Below are 22113 nucleotides of genomic sequence, written 5' to 3' on the forward strand. Positions count from 1 at the left end.
CTTTATTAAACAAGACTTGAAAAGCCTGCTTATCAGAGCAATTAATACCATTAAGATTACCAAATTTATATTTTAAAATAGTTCAATTATTAATATTTATTAACGAGATTGTTTATGTTTACTGATACGCACTGCCATCTAAACCGTTTGGATTTAACCAAGTATGATGGCCAGTTGTCTGGCGCCATTGCGGCGATGAAAGAAGCCAATGTCACCCGCGCAATGGCCATTATGTGTGATTTTGCTGAATATGATGAGATTGCTGATATTGTCCGCACTTATAATGACGAGACGTTAAACCTTGGTATGAGCGTCGGCATCCATCCTTGTGAAGATATTGACGTATTACAATCAGCGACGGTCGAGCGCTTGATCAAAACGGCTGATGCTGAGCATGTGTGGGCAATAGGGGAAACTGGGCTGGACTATTATTGGTCGACTGAAAATAAGAAAGCGCAGCAAGCCAGCCTTGCGCGTCATATTTATGCTAGTCAAAGCTTAAAAAAACCACTGGTCGTGCATATGCGTGATGCCAAAGAAGATACCATTGATATCTTAAAAAGTGAGGGTGCTGAGCACGGTATCATTCATTGCTTTACCGAGGACTGGGAAACGGCAAAACGGGCGCTAGACTTAGGGTTTTATATTTCGTTCTCAGGCATTGTTAGCTTTAAAAGTGCGCAAATGATTCAAGACGCTGCAAAAAATATGCCCAAAGATAGAATACTTATCGAAACCGACAGCCCGTACTTAGCCCCTGTTCCTAAACGCGGCAAACCCAATGAGCCAGCGTATGTGCCTTATGTGGCAAGTTATCTTGCCGAGATGTACGGTTGGAGTAGTGATGAAGTCGGCGCACTAACTGCAAAAAACTTTGAAAATTTACTGGCACAGTATCACTAAAATGGTTATGCTATGACCAATCAGTCATTTATTAGCTTGTCTTATGGTTCTGTGTTTAATGTGTTTTTGATGCTGCGCTTAACCATGTGATTATCAATGACTATTTAGCAAACATAAGCATATTTCCATTAGTGGTACTGGCGTAACCGTCATATAATTCATACGCGTGCTGCCGATACACGGATACAAAGGACGGTCATATGCATGATATTGTCAGTTTTTAGGAGAAGTTATGAGTCGTCAGCACCAGTTCAAGGCACGAGAAGAGAATATCTTAGCGATGGCGGAGCAATTGCTACTTGAGTCAGGCGATGGTGATATTACTTTAGATAGTTTGGCAGACCAGCTTGATTTGGCTAAAGGCACCTTATATAAGCATTTCTCTAGTAAAGACGAGCTCTATTTGCGTATTATTATTCGTTACGAAGAGCAGCTGTTCGAGATCAATCGCATTGATGATTGTCCGTCAGCAGGTGTCGCGCGTATGATTCTTCAGCAGCTCTTTAATCCACAAAAGGCCATGCTCCTTAACCAAATCGAAGAGCGCTTGGCAGCATCAGTGACAGGTCTGAACCGCTTGTTTGGCGAGCTTTATGATATTCGTCGCCAGCGTATGAAGCGTTTGATTGATATTATCAGTACGTATTTACAAGAACAGCACAGTAGCTTAAGTACACGTGATTATTTGTCCTCGATCTGGGCGATGGGCCAAGGCGGTGCAGGACTATTAAACTCAAGTTTTTATCAGCGCTACTTAGGTCGCCGTGATACCTTGCGTTATGCCTTTGTTCAGCAAATGCTTGAGTTGCCGAGTCATTATCCAGCTATCGATGATGAGGTGATGGATGAAGACATGCAAGAATTGGTAGAGCAAATCGATACTGAGTCAGAAGAGCATCGCAATACCAATTACTAGATTGCTGTTTTCTAGATTGTTATTATGCTTCAAATATAGCGCATCATTATTTTATAAAAACCCGTGTTGTCATATTTTGTATGACAGCACGTCAAATTTACCTTCTAATAAATGTATAAGTTTACAGTCTTTATAATCTGTTATATCTACCACTTTATACAACACAATCTATCGTCATTTTTAATAGAGTGACGCCATTCTAGATGACTTCTGTATGTCAAAATCGACTTCCCTAATAGCAACATCTCATAGGCACACGCAAGCGGGTTTTACCCTTGTCGAAATTGTGGTGGTGGTGGTCATTTTATCTATATTTGCAGGAATGATGAGCTTATCGGTCGGTAGTAGTGAATCGCGCAAAAACCGCGCTTTTTATGAGCATTTAACGGACTCATTAAACTATGTACGGTTATTATCCGCTGAGCGCATACAGCCGATGGGATTAAGCTTACAAGCGGATAAACAAGGCCAAATCACGCCCGTCATTGTCGCGCTATCTAATCCTTATATTGCTTATCAAAATCAGGATTCCACATCTTCTATTAAAGACAGCACGCCTAAGAATGCTATGGAATTGTCGGCAGATATAACCAGCATGTCAGGTGCTGCTTCAAATAAAGCGCCCACACCAAGCTGGGAGACTGAGCCAGAGGTTAGCCTGCCTGCCTTGCCTGATGGGGTGAGCTTAAGCGTTCAAAGTTTGGATGCGGGAGGCATGTCAAATACAGGACAAATGCAAGCGCTGCAGCCGTGGTTTACTGGCCAAAACGTCCCGCAAGTTTTGTGGTTTGGTACAGGGCAGGCCACGCCTGTGACGATTGAGGTGCGCCATAATTCGCGTTTGGTCGGCGAGGTGATTACAATTATGCCCGATGGCAGTATGTCGATAGGACAAGGGCTGTAGGTAATGATAGATAAAAATAAAAGGGTGCCTGTCCAGCCAAAGCAACAATCAGTGCTATTGACGCCAACAACGTTATCAAAGCACGAGCGTGGATTTACTTTAATTGAAGTGATGGTGGCCTTAGCAATTTTGGCGGTCGTTGCGGTTGCGGCGAGCCGGGCAAGTAGTGCCTATTTAAGCTCAGTCGATGTATTGCGCACCCGAACACTGGCGCAGTTCGTGGCACAAAATGCCGCGGCAGATTTGCGTATTCAAGATACGTGGTTGACAGCCAATAAAACCCAGACTATCAATGCTCAAGGCCTTGACTGGCAAGTGACGATGACCGTCACAGATGCCATCACGCCCGCATTAAAACAGGTAAATATCGCTGTTGCGCCCATTATAGACGGGCAGCCGCGCAGCGCCGTAACCGATATCAACGTGATGCTAAGTAACGCTGAACAAGAGGTTGATAGTTTGGATTTGAGTGGATTAAGCCCCAATGGGGGCAATCTGTGAAATCAAATCATGGATTCACCTTGCTTGAGCTGATGGTAGCGATGGCGATCTTTGCTATGTTAGCGGTCGCAGGCTGGCAAGTGTTTGATGGCGTTAACCGGGCGCGTGAACGGGCGCAGTTTCATGCGGATAATTTAGCGGTTTTGCAATACGCCTATTTGCAACTACAGCAAGATATGGGACAAATCCTTCCTTATCAGGCAGCGGATACGCAAGGTACTAATGCTTTAATTAATAATGTTGCAACCAACAGTACCGTAAATAACAATGGTAGTAACAACAACGCTAGCAATAACAATCAAGAAAACACACCAACGCCTGAACCTTTTATGACTCTGGACGGCGCACGTATCAGCTTTGTGCGTTTTGCCGACCCTGACCCACGTTATCAAAGCAGCGCTAGTATTCAGCATATCGAATACATTTTTGCTGATGAGCGTCTAATTCGCCGCCAATATACCAGCCTTAACGGTGATAGCATAAGCTTAGATAGTGTATTGCTTGAAGGCGTTACTGCTGGGCGTTGGCAAGCTTATTTACCTGAATTAAGTACCAAATTCCCCAATAAAGACAGCAGCAATAATAACAATGCCGCATTAGGGCAGTTGGCGATTTCAGACAATGAAACGTCTGAAATCATGCTGTTACCAAAAGGGGTTGCGCTTAACTTTACCTATCAGGATATGCCGATTACTTGGCAATGGGCATTGACTCCGCAGCCAATACCAAATGTCAGTACAAACACCACGAATAAAAATAATCCTAGTGGCAATAGTAATAACGGTAACGACAGTAATAACGGCAGCATTAATAACGATAACGCAGCCAATGGCACTGTAGAAAATAATAATTCAGGGAACACTATTGAAAATGCGTCATTTGGTCAATGATAAAGGCTATTTATGCCAAGTAAGCTGCCAGTGAAGCCAGTTGTGGCGATGAATGCCGACTCACAACGGGGAGTCGCGCTACTGACTGTCTTATTGTTGGTGGTCAGTATTACCGTGGTTGCGGGGGCGATGCTGGCCAGTCAAAAGATTGCCATTCGGCGCAGCGGCTTGTTGTTTGATCAAAATCAGCTCTTACAAGATATTGATACTGGTCAGCAATTGGCCGTTACTTTGATTCGAGCTGACGCTAAGTTAAATGATTCTGATAGCGAGCAGGACATTTGGGCGCAGCCAATACCGCCTTATACGCTGGGTGGACATAGCATTGGCATTGAATTGCGTGATGAGGCCAGTCGTTTTAATATTAATAATTTATATCACAATGGCGCCGTTGATACTGCCGCTTTGGCAGTTTTTCAAAGGTTGCTCACGCAGTTAAATCTAGAGCCTGATATCGCCATTGCCGTTCTTGATTATCAAGATACCGACAGCGAGGTTTATCAAGATGGCGGTGATGAAACGGTGGTTTATAATCAGGAGTCTAATCGCGGCGCGGATAGAACTTTACCCAACCAAGCATTGATCAGTGTCGATCAATTAGCAGAGATTAAGGGCGTCAATGCAGAAGTATTAGCAGCACTACGCCCATATATCACAGCGGTGCCGTATTATTTACCCATTAATATGAATACCGCCAGTCCAGTCTTGCTTACCGCTTTGGTAGAGGGTGCGACCAGTCAGCAAATGCAGAGCATCGTTCAATTACGAGAAAAGCAAGCATTTAGCTCTGTCGATGATGTCTGGCAGTTGCCGATACTCAGTAGTGTGAAAGAAGAGCAGCGTAAGGCATTAACGTCATTATTAGCTGTTGATAGCCAAGCTTTTATGGCGCTCATTACCGCGAGTGATAATGCCGCTATTGGTCAGGCAAGGCAACGTTTTGCGACCATTATTATCAGTAAAACTGCCGCTGATGAAATAGAAAACAGCAGTAATAATAGTGATAAAAATAGCAATGATGCTAAAAACGCTCAAAATACAAATAGTAAAAAGCCCAAAGACATCCGCGTGGTGACGCAGCGACTTTGGGCATTTCGACCGAATTTTTAAAAGAACTTACAACAGATTCCTTTAAATAGTGAGCAAAGATTTACTTAATCACTTAAACGGGTTTCTTCCGTAGATTTCCAATTATAAGCACCATAAAACAGCATTTGTGCTTGCCGCGTACAATTATGGAGCATCAGCTGTTTTTTCTTTTCTATCTCTGCCAAGTCGACCTCATCATCATGATCTTCGGTATAAGTTAGCTCAAGCCAATCGATAATCCAAGAGAAAAACATATTGACCCCAGCTTCAGCCAATAGCCTACGATCATAGGTATTGATATGGTTAAACGCAGGCTGCAGTGCTAAGTCTTCTGCTAGGCTCTGACCATGTTTTTTAATCAGCTCATTGATGGCTTTGCGTACCGCTTCTGAACCACCATAACGCTCACTGACCAAAAACTGCCAATAGCAAGGCTGCTCGCTGACCATATATAAAAACATCTGGATACTTTTAGCGATTTGACGCTCAAAGCTGCGCTTACGACCAATTTGTAAGTTTTCACTTAACGTTGCCATCGTTCCACCCAACTCTTCGATGACTAGGGCGCGACCAAGCGATTCCATGTCATCAAAATGACGATAAAACGCCGTTGGCACTACGCCAACCTCACGTGTGACTTGTCTGAGGCTGATAGAACTAAAAGACTGTCCGGTCATACATAAATCAAGCACCGCATTAAAAAAAGCGTGCCGAGTTTGAAGTTTTTTTTGTTCGCGACTACTCATAATATTTCAAAATTACCTGATAGATGTCTATCATACTCATTTCATTGCAAAAATACGAATAAAATACGTGGTTAACCATGTTAATTTATTTGTTAGCCTCGTTATTTAGACGATGGTGCCCCAGTGGCCTTGTAACTCTTGTGCCAATCGATATGCTTCATGGTCATTCATACCTGTGATAAAGTCCAATACGTTCAGCATATTTTGGTAAATATTATCGGTTAAATGGCGGCGGTGTTCTTCAAGGTGGGGCTGGAGCAATCTTAACAGCCGCTGCTGCTCAAAGGAGATTGTTGTATTCTTCTCATTGGTCCAAGTAAGTGGCATAAAGGCATCTAATAATTGATGTAAGCATTGATTGGCCATCAGTTCCATACGAACTTTACTTGGATGATTGAATATCTTTTCACGCGCCAATTGCTTAGCTTGAGTAATACCGCTTTGAATGGTGATATCACAATGAGCAAATAAACTACCCGCTAATGTTCCTGCGAGCATCGCATCGCTATTGATTACAAAGGCGTCAGTGACGGCATTGACCAAACGCATCATGGCTCGTGCCCGTAAAGAGGCTAAATGTTGCCTAACGGATATGTTAGACGGCAGATTAATTGTATTTGGCCGCTCACCAATTAACTCATAAAATATCTCGGCGACTTCATTATAAGTCAGCATATTAAGATTGATGCCATCTTCTAAATCAATCAGCGCATAGCAAATATCGTCCGCGGCTTCTAGCAAATAGGCGAGAGGATGACGGGCAAATCCGTCATGATGTTGTGAGTAGGGCAAGCTTAATGTTTCTGCTAGCTCTTCTAACTGCGCCGCCTCACTATAAAAGCAGCCAAATTTTTGCATATGAGTGTTGGGGTTGCCTTGATAAATGGAGGTGTCTTGATGAATGCGGTTGCTATGGGTCGCAAGCCAAGGATACTTCATAAAGGCGCCTAGAGTGGCACAGGTTAAGCGCATACCGCCCAAATCAGGATGGTGCTCATTGCGGGTCAATATACGAAACCCTTGTGCGTTGCCTTCATAGGCAAATAAATCCAATTGCTCATTACTGTTCAGGTCTTGCAAGAGGTTTTGTCGGTCAGGATCCATAAACCAATCACGAATGGCATATTCTCCCGCATGACCAAATGGTGGATTACCGATGTCATGAGCAAGGCAAGCAGCCTGAACGATGATACCAACATCAGCAGGCGAGACATTAGCTGGCAAACCACCCTTTAGCTTCTCATGAAGCTTTTCTGCGGCCATGATACCTAAAGAGCGCCCAATACAAGAGACTTCTAGCGAATGTGTTAGGCGCGTATGAATACCGAGCTGGTTAGTTAGGGGATGGACTTGGGTTTTTTGATTGAGCTGACGAAAGGAGTGCGAAAATACCAATCTGTCGTAATCTTTATGAAAGGAGGAGCGCGCACTGTCCTCAGCAGGGGCTTTTTTATGACTGCCCAAGCGCTGGGCACTAAATAGCTTTGTCCAATGCGCACGTGGATTAAGCGATGAGTTTATAGGAGCATTCATAGTTTACAATCCGTTATTATTATCATTATTTTATTAGTTAATTCTAATTGGGTTTATTTTTAAAGGAAGTTGGAGCTATTATAATAAAAAAAGCCAGCATCAAGGCTGGCTTTTGGTAGTACTATCATAAGACTGTGTAAACGCGCTTTGCGTTACTAGAGGTTAAAAATTAAACGTTAAAACGGAAATGCATCACATCGCCATCTTGGACGATATAAGTTTTTCCTTCTAAGCGCGATTTACCGGCGGCCGCTGCGCCTTTCTCACCACCAAACTCGATAAAATCATCATAGGCAATGACTTCGGCACGAATAAAGCCGCGCTCAAAGTCGGTATGAATGACGCCAGCCGCTTCAGGAGCCGTTGCGCCAACAGCCACTGTCCAAGCGCGAACTTCTTTTACACCGGCGGTAAAGTACGTTTGCATATCAAGCAAATCATAACCGCCGCGAATTACTTGATCGAGACCAGCCTCTTCCATACCCATTTCAGCCAAGAAGTCCTTTTTGTCATCTTCATCAAGCTGCGCGATTTCAGATTCGATTTGGTTACATAGAGCGATAACGATAGAATCTTCGCCAGTTGCATAGTCACGCACGGCATCTAGGTATGGGTTGTTCTCAAAACCATCTTCAGAAACGTTAGCGATATACATGGTTGGTTTTAGCGTAATTAGACCATAGCTTCTAATCAGTTTTTTCTCATCATTGTCTAAATTGGCACCGCGCGCCGCTTTACCTTCTGCTAATAACGGCTCGATTTTTTTAAACACATCAAGCATAGCCGTCGCGTCTTTATCACCGCCTTTGGCTTTTTTGCTTAAATTCAAAATAGCACGCTCAACGGCTTCTAAATCGGCCAATGCCAATTCGGTATTAATGGTTTCGATGTCGTCAATTGGACTGACACGACCATCAACGTGGACGACGTTGTCATCATCAAAGCAGCGTACCACATGGGCAATCGCATCAGTCTCACGGATATTGGCTAAAAACTGGTTTCCCATGCCTTCACCTTTTGAGGCGCCTGCAACCAACCCTGCGATATCAACGAATTCCATCGTCGTTGGCAATACTCGCTCAGGTTTGACAATCTCTGCCAACGCTTTTAGGCGTGGATCTGGCACAGGAACGATACCTGTATTGGGATCTTTGGTACAAAATGGAAAGTTTTCAGCGGCGATTCCCGCTTTGGTCAAGGCGTTAAACAGAGTGGATTTCCCCACGTTTGGTAGACCGACGATGCCGCAATTAAAACCCATAACATGCTCTCAATATATTGATAAAATCAGTTGGTATAAAGCTTGAATAAATAGTAACTCAAAATTGGGCGTATTGTAGCAAATTTAACCGAATATGGGTGAGGTTGTTATACTCGTTAAGTGGCGTGGCATTACACATTATCAGCAGTCCTTATGGTCTTTATTATTATGCTAAGCTAGCATCTAACCACCTTTTTTACTTTACAATAAATTGCGTACTAAACGTAATCAAAGGCAATATCCAACGATGACCACCATTTTTGCGACACACCATTATAATTATCCACAAAACTTTATTGAGATGAAACCCAAGCTTGCGCGGCTTAAGCAGGCAATTAAAAAGCTCGAAGCCAATTTGATAGAGGCAGATACCAAAGAGCTAGAACAAAGGCTCGCTAGTCACTTGGGATTGCAAGTCGATTATGCCAGTGAGCTTAATCCCAATCAACTACTGGCCGCTACTACTACTACAGAGGGTAAAGTGTTGGTCATCGCTGGTGCTGGCTCTGGTAAAACTAAAACCTTAACTTATAGAACCAGTTACTTGATAGAAAATGGCGTGGCACCAAAAGAGATTCTGCTATTAACTTTTACCCGAAAAGCCGCTAATGAAATTAAAAACCGAGCTAAGACTTTGCTGGCAAGTTCTTTTTCTACTGATAATCTAAGCAATAGCAAGGCGCTCAACGACATCACCAGCAGCACTTTTCACTCTTTTTGCAATATGTTATTGCGCCAATATTCAGGGCTGCTTGGTATCAATCCACGCTTTACAATTTTAGATACTGGCGATAGTGAAGACGCCATCGATTTGATCAATAAAGAAAAAAAGTATCCAACCAAAATAACCAATCAAGCCTTTCCACGCAAAAAGACGTTGCAAAATATCTTTTCAACCTCTCGAAATCGCCGTATTCATATTCGCGATTTAATCGAAAGCAGTTATCCTGATATCGCCGTCCATATTCCGGTTATTGAGCAATTGGCGGTTGATTTTCATGAGTATAAGCGCACCAATCATTTATATGATTTTGATGACATCATCAGCCAAGTGGTGCGCCATTTAAGAACCAATGATACGTTTCGAAAGCTACTACAACAGCAGTATCGTTATGTCATGGTCGATGAATACCAAGACACCAATATTCCACAAAAAGAGCTGATTGACCTCATTTGTGCGCCTGCGTCGGTATCACTGATGGTGGTCGGTGATGACAACCAAAGTATTTATGCCTTTCGCGGTGCTAATTATGAAAATATTTTATTATTTGGTGAGAGCTATCCTGAAGCAAAACTGATTAAATTGGAGCAAAATTATCGTAGCACGCCAGCGGTGCTGGATTATATTAATGCTTTATCGTCACAAATCACCTTGGGCTATCAAAAGCAGCTCTACTCTGGTGCCTCTATCGACGGCGTAAAGCCGACATTCCGCCGTTTAAGTGACGAAACGAAAGAGGCGAAATATATCGCCGATAAAATCATCGAATTAAAACCCGACTACGATTATCAAGACTTTGCCGTATTGTGCCGAACGTCTTTTCAATCCAACTACGTCCAGCTTGAGTTTATGGAGCGCAATATTCCGTTTATTGTCGTAGGCGGTATCCGCTTTATTGAACGGCGCCACATCAAAGATGTATTAGCATTCGTCAAAATACTATATAACCCAAATGACACCATTTCATGGCACCGAATTTTGACTTTGTTTAAAGGAGTAGGGTCAGTGACGGCGACGCGATTGACCCAAGCCATTAATACCGATAGTAATGTTAATAACAACACCTTTGAGCCATTATTAGCACCATCATTTGCGAAAAAAAGCCCTCAGCTTAAGTCATTGCACGCGACTTTAAGCAAAGCCAGTCAGGCAGAGTCAGTCGAAACGGTGATTGAGATAATTCTTGAGTTTTATATTCCTGTGCTAAAAACAATCGAAGAGAACTGGCGCGAACGTAGTGAAGATTTTCGAGTGCTTAAGAATTTAGCGACAGAGTACGACAGTCTCGATAAGTTTTTAGAAAATCTTGCCCTTGATCCGCCAAATGATTCAGTGGCGACCGCAGGCGAGCCTAAGAAAGGGACTAAAGACAGCGAAAATAACAGTGATAAAGTTACCATTTCGACCATTCATAGTGCCAAAGGGCTTGAATGGCCAGTGGTTTTCGTCAATTCTCTCGTCGATGGTATGACGCCGCATTACCGCTCACTCAGTGATTTTGAAGAATTAGAGGAAGAGCGTAAGCTGTTTTATGTTGCTTGTAGCCGCGCTAAGAATAGATTGTTTCTAACCGCGCCCGATTATTTCTCAAGCTATTCAGGATATTTCGATAAGCCATCACGGTTTATCGCGGAGTTGCCTGCCGATAAGCTGACGGCCGAGACTGGCAAAAAGCTTTTAGAGACGCTAGCGAGTGAGGATGCGATTTGGTGGTGATAGATATGGCTCATCCTCAATTCTAAGATAATCATAAATGTTAAAAGGCAGTTAAAATAACTCTATCTGACATTGTAACTTTTAGAATTATTTTTCAGTATTTGTACTATTTGGTTTATCTAAATCATGATTATTTTCTTAATGACCTCTTTATTATTCCTATCAAAAATACCTTCCTTTTAAAGGCATAACCAAAAGTATTGAATAGCAAAAATATTTATATCATAAGGGTTTAATCTTGCGCGCAATGCGTTACTATGACTCCCTTATCTGTTATTTCTTATATTCTATACTTTGTATTAAGACCTTAAAAAAGGACATTTTATGCGCTATGAAGTTATCGTTATCGGTGCAGGTATGGTCGGCACCTCAGTTGCTTGGCATCTACAAAAAAATAACGCTCAAGTTTTACTTTTGGACAAAAAGCTACCAGGCTCTGAGACTTCATACGGCAATGCAGGCTTGATTCAACGCGAGGCGATTCATACCCATCCGTTTCCGCGTCAGCTGACTGAAATGATACGCGTACTGCCAAATCAAGGGACCGATATTCGCTATCGCATTCCGGCAATCTTGCGTTATCATCAAGCGTTATTACAGTATTGGAAATATTCTACACCTGAGTCAGTCAAAAAAATAGAAGCTGAATGGCAGACGCTGATTGAGCATTGCACCAGTGAGCACCAACCCATGATTGAAGCTTCTGGGGCTGAATATTTGATTAGCCGAAAAGGCTGGTTACAGCTGCATCGTTCTGAAGAAACGCTAAAAGAAGCCATTGCTGCCGCAATCAAAGACCGTGATCAAGGTGTTGAACACAATGTCTTAACGATTGAAGAATTAAAAGCCATGGAGCCGAGCGCCAATTTTGACGATTTCGTTGGCGCGATTCACTGGCTGAATTCTTGGCAGGTTTCAAACCCAAGCTTATTGGTTAAATCATACGCAAAAAACTTTCAAGAAATGGGCGGAACGCTTAAAGAAAGCAGCGTGAACGAAATTGTGCAAGAAGCAGATGGCTGGAAAATTATTACTGACAATGACACTTTTTATAGTGATAAATTGGTCATCGCCGCTGGACCTTGGTCTAATGATTTGATCAAACCGCTCGGTTATGATTTGCCGTTATTCCCGATGCGCGGCTATCATCAACATTTTAAAGTGACAGAAAAAAATACCATCAACCATAGTATGTTTGATATGGATAAGGGCTTTGTGATGGGACCAATGCAACAAGGTATCCGCATTACCACTGGCGCTGAGATGACCACGATGAATGCGCCAAAGAACTTTGGTCAATTAAATACCGTGTTAAAACTTGCTCGCAAAATTCTGCCGCTAGAAGACGCTGTTGAGAGTGAGGCCTGGGCAGGATCACGTCCTTGTATGCCAGATATGAAGCCGGTCATTGGTCCTGCGCCGCAGCACGATAAATTGTGGTTTGCTTTTGGCCATAGCCATCAAGGTTTTACTTTAGGGCCAATGACTGGTCGTCTCGTCGAAGAGATGATTCATGAAAAACCACTATTGGTCGATATTAAACCCTTTAGCGCTGATCGTTTTTCTCAATAATTTCTTACCAAGTAACGTTTAAATAAAAATTAAGGATAATAACCCATGCAAAAGCTCCATAGTAACCAACGTATGAGTCAAATCGTGATTCATAATCAGACCATTTATCTGTCTGGCCAGGTAGGAAATAGCGAAGATGATATCAAAGCCCAAACCCTAACTTGCTTAGAGAAAGTCGAAAAACTGCTGCAAGAAGTTGGAAGTGATAAATCAAAAATGCTCTCAGCGACCGTCTGGCTAAAAAGCATGTCTGATTTTGCTGCGATGAACGAGGTTTGGGACAAATGGTTTGAAGGCGTCCAGCCACCAGCCCGCGCTTGTGGTGAATCTACGCTGGCTAGTCCTGAGTTGCTGGTTGAGATTACGGTTATCGCTGCTGAATAATTGCTTGTTTTACATGCTTAGGTTGAAAGTCAGATAAAGTAAAAGGGTGTGATGTGATATCACGCCCTTTTCTATGCGCTATTTACACAAATTAGTCTATAATCAACACTATTTAATATATTTGATGAGCAAATCAATAAGGCCACCCATTATGATTAATACCAAAATATATAAATCCATTTATGTGCTAGCAGAAAAGATGCTAGAAGCGGACAGTAAGAACGATCAAAAAACTTTTGATGCGCTATATGAGCAGCTAAAAGACTTGTGTATCGAGAACGAGAAAAGCGATAAAGATCATCCTGAACAGTGGGAGACCTTGGCTGACTTTACCGAAGATCTGGATGAAGCGCTGGTTATCTATCAAAAAGCGTTAGACAAAGCCGCGGCGATTAATTCTAAAGACCATTTGGCATCGATTGCATTTTCTATGGCTGAGCTGCAAATCGAATTGGGTCAAACGGAGGCCGCTATCAAGAATCTACAAAATGCCAAAATTAGCGCCAATAAAATCGAAGATAAAGAGTTTAAGGCCGAGATAAACGAATTACTAGCAACATTGCTCGCTAACTAAAACGCTAAAATGGGCGATTACTATTTTCAGTAGTTTACTTGTTATCCAGTTCTTTATTTAGCTAAACATCATACTAGAGACAGTTTGTGCGCTCTAGTATGGGGATAGGGGAGCTAACATCCTCTCCATAGCGCAGGACGTTTTTCGATAAAGGCGTCTATGCCTTCGCTGACGTCAGCCGCCATCATATTGCACGTCATCACCTCAGCCGCATATTCATACGCATCGGCCAACTCCATATCCAGTTGTTTATAAAACATGTCTTTGCCAGTTCTAATGGCCACTGAAGATTTGGATATGATAGCGCTTATCAAAGACTGTAGCGTGCTGTCTAACTGCGCAATGTTTGCCACACGATTGATTAGCCCTTGATCTAAGGCAGTATGGGCATCGATAAACTCACCAGTGATGAGCATTTCAAACGCTTGCTTGCGAGATAAGTTGCGACTGACCGCGACAGCCGGCGTAGAGCAGAACAACCCTACATTTATCCCAGAGGTAGCAAACTTAGCATTATCAGAGGCCACTGCCAAGTCACAGGCTGCGACTAACTGGCAGCCTGCTGCGGTTGCGATACCTTGTACCTTGGCAATGACAACTTGCGGCATACGATTGATGGTTAGCATCATTTGGCTACATTGTTGAAACAGATGACGCTGAAAGCTCTCATCAGGATTAGCACGCATCTCTTTTAGATTGTGTCCGGCACAAAACGCTTTGCCATTGGCGGCGATGACTACCACTTGTACGCTGCTATCTTGCGCGATATCGTCTAGCTCTGATTGCATGGCGGAAAGCAGCTCAACAGATAAAGCGTTAAATTCTTTGGGACGGTTCAGGGTCAACGTGACTACACTGTTTGAATTAACATCTACTTCTCTGATAATCACTGCTTCATTGATATTATTGATTGAGGTCGCTGTTGGGTTAAATTGAGTCATTTATCATCCTTGATAATGGTTATTTATGCATAAAGTAGCGCAAAAATCGCTTTAACTCTTTTTTAAATACTAGCATGCTTTGCTTGTTAAGCAACCCGATTGTTACTTTATGGGTTAGCAAGTAGCGGCAATCGATTAATTTATATTTTGGCCTAACTTCATGGCAGCAGCAATATTGGTAGCGGTAATTTCAATATTGTTATAAGCATTTTTGAAGACATTATCGAAGGACTCTAGCTTTTGGATACTGGGCATAATGACATCAAACTGGCTGGTTTGAGCCGATTTTAGCCCATCAACACTGCCGCAAATAGCAATGACTGGCGTATGACTCAGTTTGGCAATTTGGCTAATACCGCCCGCTACTTTGCCCATAGCAGACTGAGCGTCAAGCTTGCCTTCACCAGTGATGACCAAATCTGCATCGGCGATATGCTGGGCTAAGTTGGCCACTTTTGCCACTGTATCAAAACCTGACGTTAACTTCGCTTGGCAAAAGCTCATTAACGCATAGCCCAGTCCACCCGCTGCACCGGCTCCTGCTATCTCTTGATGGCGTTGGTAGCCATGCTGCTCGCATACACTTGCGAAATGATTTAACGCTTTATCTAACTCACTGACTTGCTGCGGGCTAGCACCTTTTTGAGGACCAAATATCGCGCTAGCTCCCAACACGCCGCATAGAGGATTGGTGACATCGCAGGCCACTTCAAATACCGTGTCTAACACGCTGGCATGAAAGCTCATCGCATCCAGTCGTTGCAAGTTGGCAAGCGCGCCGCCGCCTTGGGCTAAGATGTTGTCATCACTATCATGAAACGTCATACCAAGTGCCATTAGCATACCAAGTCCTGCATCATTGGTGGCACTACCGCCAAGGCCAATGATGATTCGCTTGACGCCTTCATTTAGAGCATCCGCAATCAGCTCGCCGACGCCATAGCTGCTAGCGATGACAGGATTACGCTCTGCTACCGTCAATAGATGTAAGCCGCAAGCTTGAGCGACTTCGATGACCGCTGTCGCATCAGGCAGTAATAAATATTTTGCGCTAATCGGTCGCATTAAGGGATCATGGACACGCACTTCTTTCCAGCGTCCACCTAACACATAAGAGAGCACTGCAGAAGTCCCTTCGCCGCCGTCCGCCATCGGTAGTAGCTTATAGTCAGCGTCAGGAAATACTTGGCTGAAACCAGATTGGATAGCGTGACAGACATCTAATGCCTCGACACTTTCTTTAAATGAGTCAGGGGCGATTAAAATTTTCATGACTTTCTCTTTAAGTGTTTTTTTTGAGTCTTTTTTAATAATTTAACTTTCAATAATTCAACTTTTGATAATTTAAATAAGGCGCTAGATAAATACCAAGGTTAATAACCAAATAAAGATGATGCTGGTCACGCCCTGAATACCAGTCGCCATAGAATGCGCTTTGTAAGCCTGCGCCACGCTCATACGACTAAACTGGCTAACAATCCAAAAAAAGCTGTCATTAGCGTGCGAGATAGTCATCGCACCTGCACCAATCGCCATTACACAGAATACGCGACCAAGCTCACTATCAAGGCCTATTTGACCTAATAATGGGGCAACCATCGCCGAAGTTGTAACCAAAGCAACAGTGGTCGAACCTTGAGCCGTTTTTAACGCAGCAGAGACGATAAATGGCATAAAAATACCCAATCCCAATGCTGATAACGTCGTACCCAAATAATCGCCGATTGGCGTGACTTTGAGCATAGCGCCAAACGCGCCACCAGCACCAGTAATTAGGAGAATAGGCGCTGCGACTACTAAGCCTTGTGAGATGCTGTCACTAATCTGTTGTGTTTTTTGTTCAGTATTAATCAGTAGAAATGATAAAAATAAACCAATCAATAGGGCGGTTAGGGGATTGCCGATAAAGACTAAAATATCTGTTATGGTATTTGTACCAAATGGTGCGCTGGGTAAATTGGCAACAGACGATAAGCAAATCAGTACAATGGGCACAACAATAGGCAAAAATGCCATGGTTGCTGATGGCAGTGTGCTGAAGTCGTCGCGGGTCTTCATATTATCCGGCACAGCGACCGCATCAAGGGCATCAATATTGTCAGGCGTGGCGTCAAGGAAGCGATTTGACCACAGCCAACCGGCAAATACCGCAACGATGGTTACGACAACACCGACCACGATGACCAAGCCCAAGTTTGACTCAAGTCCCAAGTTGCCCGCTGCTGCAATCGGACCTGGTGTTGGCGGCACAAAAGTATGTGTAGCATATAAACCAGTCGCTAAGGCGATACTCATTGCCACGCTTGAAACTTTTAAACGCTCAGCCAAAGACTCTTTTAACGAGTTTAAAATAATATAGCCTGAGTCACAAAATACGGGCACAGATACGACAGCACCAACGATAGACATGGTCAAAGTAGGAAAACGCGGTCCCAAGACTTTGATGACGGTTTCTGCCATCACGATAGCGGCACCTGTTTTCTCAAGTATTAAGCCGATAATGGTGCCAAATACAATTACCAGACCGATATATCCTAAAATACCGCCAAAGCCATCAGAGATGGTTTTTGCGACTGTATCAAGCGGAACTTGGTAAAAAAGTGCGACAAGAAAGGCAGATAGTATTAGTACTAAAAAAGGATGCCATTTTAACTTTGCAGTGGCAAAAATAATAAAAAGAATGGTCAGCAGCAGCCAAAATGTGATCATTATTGTCTCTATATAGTTGTTAATGTCCTAACGCTATTAATGCAACTCATACCGCATACACTGAGTTTGGCACCTAGCTTAACATCAATAGTAATATGAATTTTTAAAGGTGCATATTCTATAGTAAATCTATTCTACTAGGGAATCTATTCGGCTCTCATTTGATTTTATTCATAGTAAAGCTAAGATACTCTGCTAGTATGTGGGTTTTATTTTAAATACATAAATACTAGGGTGGTTTCCTTGAGCACATTTATAGCGCCTAAGATTGAGAATATAGAAAATAGCGAACTGCGCCAGCAGTTGCAGCAAATCATCGATCAAAAAACCAAACCTCTTGGCGCGCTTGGGCGTTTAGAGACATTGGCGCTACAGATAGGTATGATTCAAGGAACGGCTACGCCAAAAATTGAGCAACCACAAATCAGAGTGTTTGCGGCTGACCATGGTTTAACCAAGCATGGCACATCGGCATTTCCTAGCGCGGTCACTGCACAAATGGTTGATAACTTTTTACAAGGCGGCGCTGCTATCAATGTTTTAGCTCGTCAGCATAATATTGAGCTAAAAGTGGTCGATGCTGGTGTTGATGAAGACTTTGGCAATTCTCCTTTTAAAGACCATCCGCAACTGCTCGATTATAAAATCCGTCATGGCAGCCGTGATGCGCTAACAGAACCTGCTATGACAGCAGAAGAGTGCTTAGCTGCATTAGAAAATGGCAGACAAGTAGTCGAAAAGATGGCAGGCAACCTATTGATTGTTGGAGAAATGGGGATTGGTAATACGTCTGCTGCCAGTCTCTTGTTAGCAAGATTGGGCGATATACCGATTGATGCTTGTATCGGTCGCGGCACTGGTCTTGACGATGCTGGGTTACAGCATAAAACGGATGTTTTAACAAAAGTATTAGCACGTCATAGTACCGCACAAACGCCATTTGACGTACTCGCGGCATTAGGTGGACTTGAAATTGCCATGATGGCAGGGGCATTGATTCAAGCAGCCAGCGAGCGCCGTATTCTTTTAATTGATGGCTTTATCGCCAGTGCTGCTTTACTGGTTGCCGAGTGCCTAGCGCCGGGTGTCGCTCAATACGCTATCTTTGCCCATCGTTCGGTCGAGCCAGGACATGCTCATTTATTAAAACTGTTGAATGCTGAGCCATTACTCGATATGGGAATGCGCTTAGGTGAGGGTAGCGGAGCGGCGCTTACCTATCCACTATTGCAATCTGCCTGCGCGATTATGAATGAAATGGCAAGCTTTAGTGATGCAGGTATTAGTGAGCAGAGTCGCTGATGTCAAGTTTATCACTGCTGTCTGTGCGGCAGCGATTGCGTTATGAAGCGCGACTGGTATTGGTAGCAATTCAATTTTTAACTCGTCTGCCAGTTCCGCAGTTTAAAAACTATAATCCGCAGTGGTTGCACGAGAGTAGCCGGTATTTCCCCGCCGTGGGGTTGCTGGTTGGTTTGCTCTGTGCGGGCATATTCTGGATTGCGAGTATCTTATTTACGCCATTGGTTGCAGCAGTGATAAGCACGGCGTTTGGGATTAGGCTCACTGGCGCTTTTCATGAAGATGGCCTCGCTGATAGTTGTGATGGGCTTGGCGGTGGTTTAACCCGCGAGCGCACCCTAAAGATTATGAAGGATTCGCGCTTGGGTACGTATGGCGTTTTAGGGCTAGTATCAGCGCTTCTTCTTAAAATTAGCTTGCTTGCCGCGATGCCGCCATCGGTAGCTGTCATTGCCCTTATCATCGGTCATACGGCCTCACGCTTATTATGTATTAGTTTACTGGCGTTGTTGCCTTACGGTGGGGAGATTGAGCATGCTAAAGCCAAACCGATGGCGCAGCAGCTGACGCCATTACAAGGGCTATTGAGCAGTGGTTGGCTTATATTGGCTGCCGTGATCATCGTGTTTCTTTTTCCTAATACTGTGCAGCAGCTTAGCATTTGGCAATGGTTATTGGCTTTATTTTTAGGGTTAATAGCGACGGATTATATGCGGCGTTTATTACGTAGGCGACTTGATGGTTATACAGGTGATGGTTTGGGTGCCACACAGCAGTTAAGTGAGATTGCTATTTATATCGGACTTGCTGCCTCAGTGCCGTTTATCTAAGTTAAAGGTTCACGTTGAAAAAGGATAAGTATTACAAATGGTTGTTTATATTTGGCGCCATCCAAAACCTATGGCTGCTACTGGCCTTTGTATTGGACAGACAAACGTAAAGGTCAATAAGCGGAAACTCAAACGCCTTGCCAATAAAATTCAGCGCTTTGTCCGTCTGCATCAATTACCAAAAGTTATCTGGGTTAGCCCGTTGCAGCGCTCTTTAAAAGTGGGGCAACTACTAGCACAGCGCGGCTTTCAATGTCGGATGGCCCCTGAGCTGGCAGAAATCAATTTTGGCATATGGGACGGTCAGCTTTGGTCACAAATACCAAAACAACAGATTGATGACTGGTGCGATAATTTTACGGATTTTGCACCCAAGGATGGCGAAAGCTTACAGCAACTATTTAAGCGCACTGAGGCGTGGTTAAATAAGATGACTATGCAAACTATGCAAACTGTGCAAAATTGTAAAGATAGACCAACACTAGCGGTCGGTCATGCTGGCTGGATTAATGCGGCTAGTATGATTGTCGCTGGGCAAGGGGTGCCAAAAATAGCCGCTGATTGGCCGCGACCAGTGAATTATCTAGAGTGTCGTCAATTAAATTTTTAATAAAAAAACTGACCATTTACCATGATCAGCTTTTTGAATAATGTTTTGTTTAATATATCTCTCATAAGTATATGTCTTCAGCAATGCCTTAATAAGTTATGCTCTTCTAAGTAGTTTTATCAAACCATGCTTTATTGTCTTTGGCGCTCATCGAATCGAAACTAACATAGATACCTTCATCGCCTAAGGTTGCATACCAATGGTCAGCATTATTACCAGTCATTATCTGAAAATACTTGTTATTCACAATTCTACCGACTGTATAGATTTCACCTTCTGTGTAAAACTGGTTACCTTGGATGCATATTAATTTATCATCAGTGTTTATCATATTGTCCCGCTTTATCTGTGGTTAAATACAGCTAGGATAGCAACTACATTGATAATATTGAATATGACTTTATGAGCAGTATTTTATTATTAGGTATAGTTTGTGCAGGTGATTTATTACCAGTTATTGCTGCCATATACGATTGTAATTTTTGATAAGAATAATAAATACTTAGCAGATTCTAACCATAAAAAAGGCCAGCAACATAATAATGTTACTGGCTTTTTAGACTGGTACTAAATTTAGACTAGTACTAGATATTACTCTTCTGAGTAACCTTCGTTGTCGTCTTCAGCTTCGTCTTCGTTGTCGCCATCTTCAGAAAGAATGGTTACTAAGATGCTAGCAGTAACGTCGTGGTGAAGTTGAATATCAACATTGTATTCGCCCACTTGACGTAGGGTACCTTCAGGAAGCTTGATTTCAGCACGGTCAACTTCTAGACCTGAGTTAGTCAACGCTTCAGCGATATCGCGAGTACCGATAGAGCCAAATAGCTTGCCTTCGTCACCTGATTTGGCGCGCATGATGACATTAACGTCAGTTAACGCGTCAGCACGTTCTTGAGCAACTGCTACTTCTTTTGCTTCTTCAGCTTCAAGCTCTGCACGGCGTGCTTCAAACTTTTCAATGTTTGCTTTAGTTGCAGGAAGTGCTTTGCCCTGAGGGATAAGAAAGTTACGTCCGTAACCTGGTTTCACATCGACAGTTTCACCGAGTTTACCAAGGTTGACGATACGCTGTAACAAAATAATTTGCATGAGTCATTCCTAGTTAACGGTTAAATTACTGATGGTTGTCAGTATACGGAAGTAGCGCAAGATAGCGAGCTTGCTTGATAGCAGTGGCTAGCTGACGCTGATATTTAGTAGACGTACCGGTGATGCGGCTTGGTACGATTTTACCATTGTCACTGATATACTGTTTTAGCAATTCAACATCTTTATAATCGATGTGAGTGATGCCTTCAGCAGTGAAACGGCAGAATTTGCGACGGCGATAGAAACGTGCCATGAGTATTCTCCTTTAATTAGTCTTCACTGTTGTCGTTGTCGTCGTTTTCACGATTGTCTGGACGACGAGTCGTTGCTTTGCGTGCGCGTTTTTCATCGGCATTCTTGGCTAACTGCGACTCTTCAGTGACAGCTTCGTCACGGCGCATAACTAGACTACGAATGATCGCGTCGTTATAACGGAATAATTCTTCAAGTTCAGCCAAAGTCTCACCGTCAGTTTCAACGTTGAAAAGAACGTAGTGAGCTTTGTGAATTTTGTTAATTGGGTAAGCCAATTGACGACGACCCCAATCTTCTAGACGATGGATCGTACCGCCGTTGTCTTGAACCAACTTGATATAGCGTTCAACCATGCCGACCACTTGGTCGCTTTGGTCTGGGTGTACAAGTAACACCAGTTCGTAATGTCGCATTATGACTCCTTACGGATTAGTAGCTATTAACCCTATGTTAATAGCAAGGAGATTTATAAGGTAAGCCCAAATCTTATCGAATTTTGCAAAAACAATAGCAATAAGCTTAGTTTATAAAGCGCCGTATTATAACAGTACTCAGCGCTTAACACAAAGGTTAATCACTGCCATGCTGTCGATAAATAATAAAACTCGTAAATATAAATGGTTCAATAAAAAAGCAGCGTATAATGAACTGACCCCCAAATGTT

The 22113-nt window shown here is 43.1% G+C and carries 23 protein-coding genes; 13 read left to right on the forward strand and 10 right to left on the reverse strand.

Annotated elements, in window-relative coordinates; translation table 11 throughout:
• Positions 1 to 114: 114 nt before the first annotated feature.
• The 6 genes from B4K26_RS07415 to gspK all read left to right on the forward strand — a co-directional run bounded on the left by B4K26_RS07415 (position 115) and on the right by gspK (position 5224).
• Complete coding sequence (locus B4K26_RS07415) at positions 115 to 903, forward strand: TatD family hydrolase (protein ID WP_296244540.1); 789 nt, start codon at positions 115 to 117, stop codon at positions 901 to 903.
• 232 nt (positions 904 to 1135) lie between these two features.
• Positions 1136 to 1819: a TetR/AcrR family transcriptional regulator gene (locus B4K26_RS07420; RefSeq protein WP_296244541.1), complete on the forward strand. Its 684-nt coding sequence runs from the start codon at positions 1136 to 1138 to the stop codon at positions 1817 to 1819.
• A gap of 214 nt (positions 1820 to 2033) precedes the next feature.
• Positions 2034 to 2723 (forward strand): prepilin-type N-terminal cleavage/methylation domain-containing protein, encoded by a 690-nt coding sequence (locus B4K26_RS07425; protein ID WP_296244542.1) that lies wholly within the window; start codon positions 2034 to 2036, stop codon positions 2721 to 2723.
• A 3-nt stretch (positions 2724 to 2726) separates the two neighbouring features.
• Positions 2727 to 3224, forward strand: coding sequence for a type II secretion system minor pseudopilin GspI (gene gspI, locus B4K26_RS07430; protein WP_296244543.1), 498 nt, complete (start codon positions 2727 to 2729; stop codon positions 3222 to 3224).
• A complete protein-coding gene (locus tag B4K26_RS07435) occupies positions 3221 to 4114 on the forward strand; it encodes a type II secretion system protein GspJ (RefSeq protein ID WP_296244544.1) in 894 nt (297 codons plus the stop codon). Before gspI ends, B4K26_RS07435 begins: the two co-directional genes overlap by 4 nt.
• A gap of 12 nt (positions 4115 to 4126) precedes the next feature.
• Positions 4127 to 5224: a type II secretion system minor pseudopilin GspK gene (gene gspK / locus B4K26_RS07440; protein WP_296244545.1), complete on the forward strand. Its 1098-nt coding sequence runs from the start codon at positions 4127 to 4129 to the stop codon at positions 5222 to 5224.
• 44 nt (positions 5225 to 5268) lie between these two features.
• On the opposite strand, the gene B4K26_RS07445 is transcribed toward gspK, so the two are convergent.
• From B4K26_RS07445 to ychF, 3 genes are all read right to left on the reverse strand, one after another.
• Entirely contained in the window at positions 5269 to 5949 is a 681-nt protein-coding gene (locus B4K26_RS07445) for a TetR family transcriptional regulator (RefSeq protein WP_296244546.1), read from the reverse strand.
• A 105-nt stretch (positions 5950 to 6054) separates the two neighbouring features.
• Positions 6055 to 7482: a deoxyguanosinetriphosphate triphosphohydrolase gene (locus B4K26_RS07450; protein WP_296244548.1), complete on the reverse strand. Its 1428-nt coding sequence runs from the start codon at positions 7480 to 7482 to the stop codon at positions 6055 to 6057.
• Positions 7483 to 7651: 169 nt separating this feature from the next.
• The gene (ychF, locus tag B4K26_RS07455) at positions 7652 to 8743 is read right to left on the reverse strand and encodes a redox-regulated ATPase YchF (protein ID WP_296244551.1); all 1092 of its coding nucleotides are present in this window, start codon (positions 8741 to 8743) and stop codon (positions 7652 to 7654) included.
• A gap of 247 nt (positions 8744 to 8990) precedes the next feature.
• Here ychF and B4K26_RS07460 point away from each other — a divergent pair, with 247 nt between their 5' ends.
• From B4K26_RS07460 to B4K26_RS07475, 4 genes are all read left to right on the forward strand, one after another.
• Positions 8991 to 11180 carry an ATP-dependent helicase gene (locus B4K26_RS07460; RefSeq protein ID WP_296244553.1) on the forward strand — a complete coding sequence of 730 codons (2190 nt, stop codon included), beginning with the start codon at positions 8991 to 8993 and terminating at the stop codon, positions 11178 to 11180.
• Positions 11181 to 11504: 324 nt separating this feature from the next.
• The gene (locus tag B4K26_RS07465) at positions 11505 to 12752 is read left to right on the forward strand and encodes an NAD(P)/FAD-dependent oxidoreductase (protein WP_296244554.1); all 1248 of its coding nucleotides are present in this window, start codon (positions 11505 to 11507) and stop codon (positions 12750 to 12752) included.
• Between the two features lie 45 nt (positions 12753 to 12797).
• A complete protein-coding gene (locus B4K26_RS07470) occupies positions 12798 to 13136 on the forward strand; it encodes a RidA family protein (protein ID WP_296244556.1) in 339 nt (112 codons plus the stop codon).
• Between the two features lie 151 nt (positions 13137 to 13287).
• Positions 13288 to 13710, forward strand: coding sequence for a tetratricopeptide repeat protein (locus B4K26_RS07475; protein ID WP_296244558.1), 423 nt, complete (start codon positions 13288 to 13290; stop codon positions 13708 to 13710).
• 113 nt (positions 13711 to 13823) lie between these two features.
• Here B4K26_RS07475 and B4K26_RS07480 read toward each other — a convergent pair whose 3' ends face one another.
• The 3 genes from B4K26_RS07480 to B4K26_RS07490 form a co-directional block, all read right to left on the reverse strand.
• On the reverse strand, positions 13824 to 14651 hold the full coding sequence (locus tag B4K26_RS07480) for an enoyl-CoA hydratase (RefSeq protein ID WP_296244561.1): 828 nt from the start codon (positions 14649 to 14651) through the stop codon (positions 13824 to 13826).
• Positions 14652 to 14786: 135 nt separating this feature from the next.
• A complete protein-coding gene (locus B4K26_RS07485; protein WP_296244562.1) occupies positions 14787 to 15923 on the reverse strand; it encodes a glycerate kinase in 1137 nt (378 codons plus the stop codon).
• 84 nt (positions 15924 to 16007) lie between these two features.
• Complete coding sequence (locus B4K26_RS07490; RefSeq protein WP_296244564.1) at positions 16008 to 17360, reverse strand: GntP family permease; 1353 nt, start codon at positions 17358 to 17360, stop codon at positions 16008 to 16010.
• A gap of 234 nt (positions 17361 to 17594) precedes the next feature.
• On the opposite strand from B4K26_RS07490, the gene cobT reads away from it, so the two are divergent.
• Genes cobT through B4K26_RS07505 form a run of 3 tightly spaced genes read left to right on the forward strand, consistent with a single transcriptional unit; the run spans position 17595 to position 20102 of the window.
• Entirely contained in the window at positions 17595 to 18662 is a 1068-nt protein-coding gene (cobT, locus tag B4K26_RS07495) for a nicotinate-nucleotide--dimethylbenzimidazole phosphoribosyltransferase (protein ID WP_296244566.1), read from the forward strand.
• Entirely contained in the window at positions 18662 to 19492 is an 831-nt protein-coding gene (gene cobS / locus B4K26_RS07500) for an adenosylcobinamide-GDP ribazoletransferase (protein WP_296244568.1), read from the forward strand. Before cobT ends, cobS begins: the two co-directional genes overlap by 1 nt.
• A 37-nt stretch (positions 19493 to 19529) precedes the next feature.
• Positions 19530 to 20102 (forward strand): histidine phosphatase family protein, encoded by a 573-nt coding sequence (locus B4K26_RS07505; protein ID WP_296244571.1) that lies wholly within the window; start codon positions 19530 to 19532, stop codon positions 20100 to 20102.
• Positions 20103 to 20208: 106 nt separating this feature from the next.
• Here B4K26_RS07505 and B4K26_RS07510 read toward each other — a convergent pair whose 3' ends face one another.
• The 4 genes from B4K26_RS07510 to rpsF form a co-directional block, all read right to left on the reverse strand.
• Positions 20209 to 20433 carry a hypothetical protein gene (locus B4K26_RS07510; protein WP_296244574.1) on the reverse strand — a complete coding sequence of 75 codons (225 nt, stop codon included), beginning with the start codon at positions 20431 to 20433 and terminating at the stop codon, positions 20209 to 20211.
• A 260-nt stretch (positions 20434 to 20693) separates the two neighbouring features.
• Positions 20694 to 21194: a 50S ribosomal protein L9 gene (gene rplI, locus B4K26_RS07515; RefSeq protein WP_296244576.1), complete on the reverse strand. Its 501-nt coding sequence runs from the start codon at positions 21192 to 21194 to the stop codon at positions 20694 to 20696.
• Between the two features lie 25 nt (positions 21195 to 21219).
• Positions 21220 to 21447 carry a 30S ribosomal protein S18 gene (gene rpsR / locus B4K26_RS07520; RefSeq protein WP_068404827.1) on the reverse strand — a complete coding sequence of 76 codons (228 nt, stop codon included), beginning with the start codon at positions 21445 to 21447 and terminating at the stop codon, positions 21220 to 21222.
• Between the two features lie 16 nt (positions 21448 to 21463).
• Positions 21464 to 21862, reverse strand: a complete 399-nt coding sequence (rpsF, locus tag B4K26_RS07525) for a 30S ribosomal protein S6 (RefSeq protein ID WP_068404828.1) — start codon at positions 21860 to 21862, stop codon at positions 21464 to 21466.
• Between the last annotated feature and the right edge of the window lie 251 nt (positions 21863 to 22113).

It is taken from the genome of Psychrobacter sp. UBA6766, assembly GCF_002453355.1.
Classification (GTDB): domain Bacteria; phylum Pseudomonadota; class Gammaproteobacteria; order Pseudomonadales; family Moraxellaceae; genus Psychrobacter.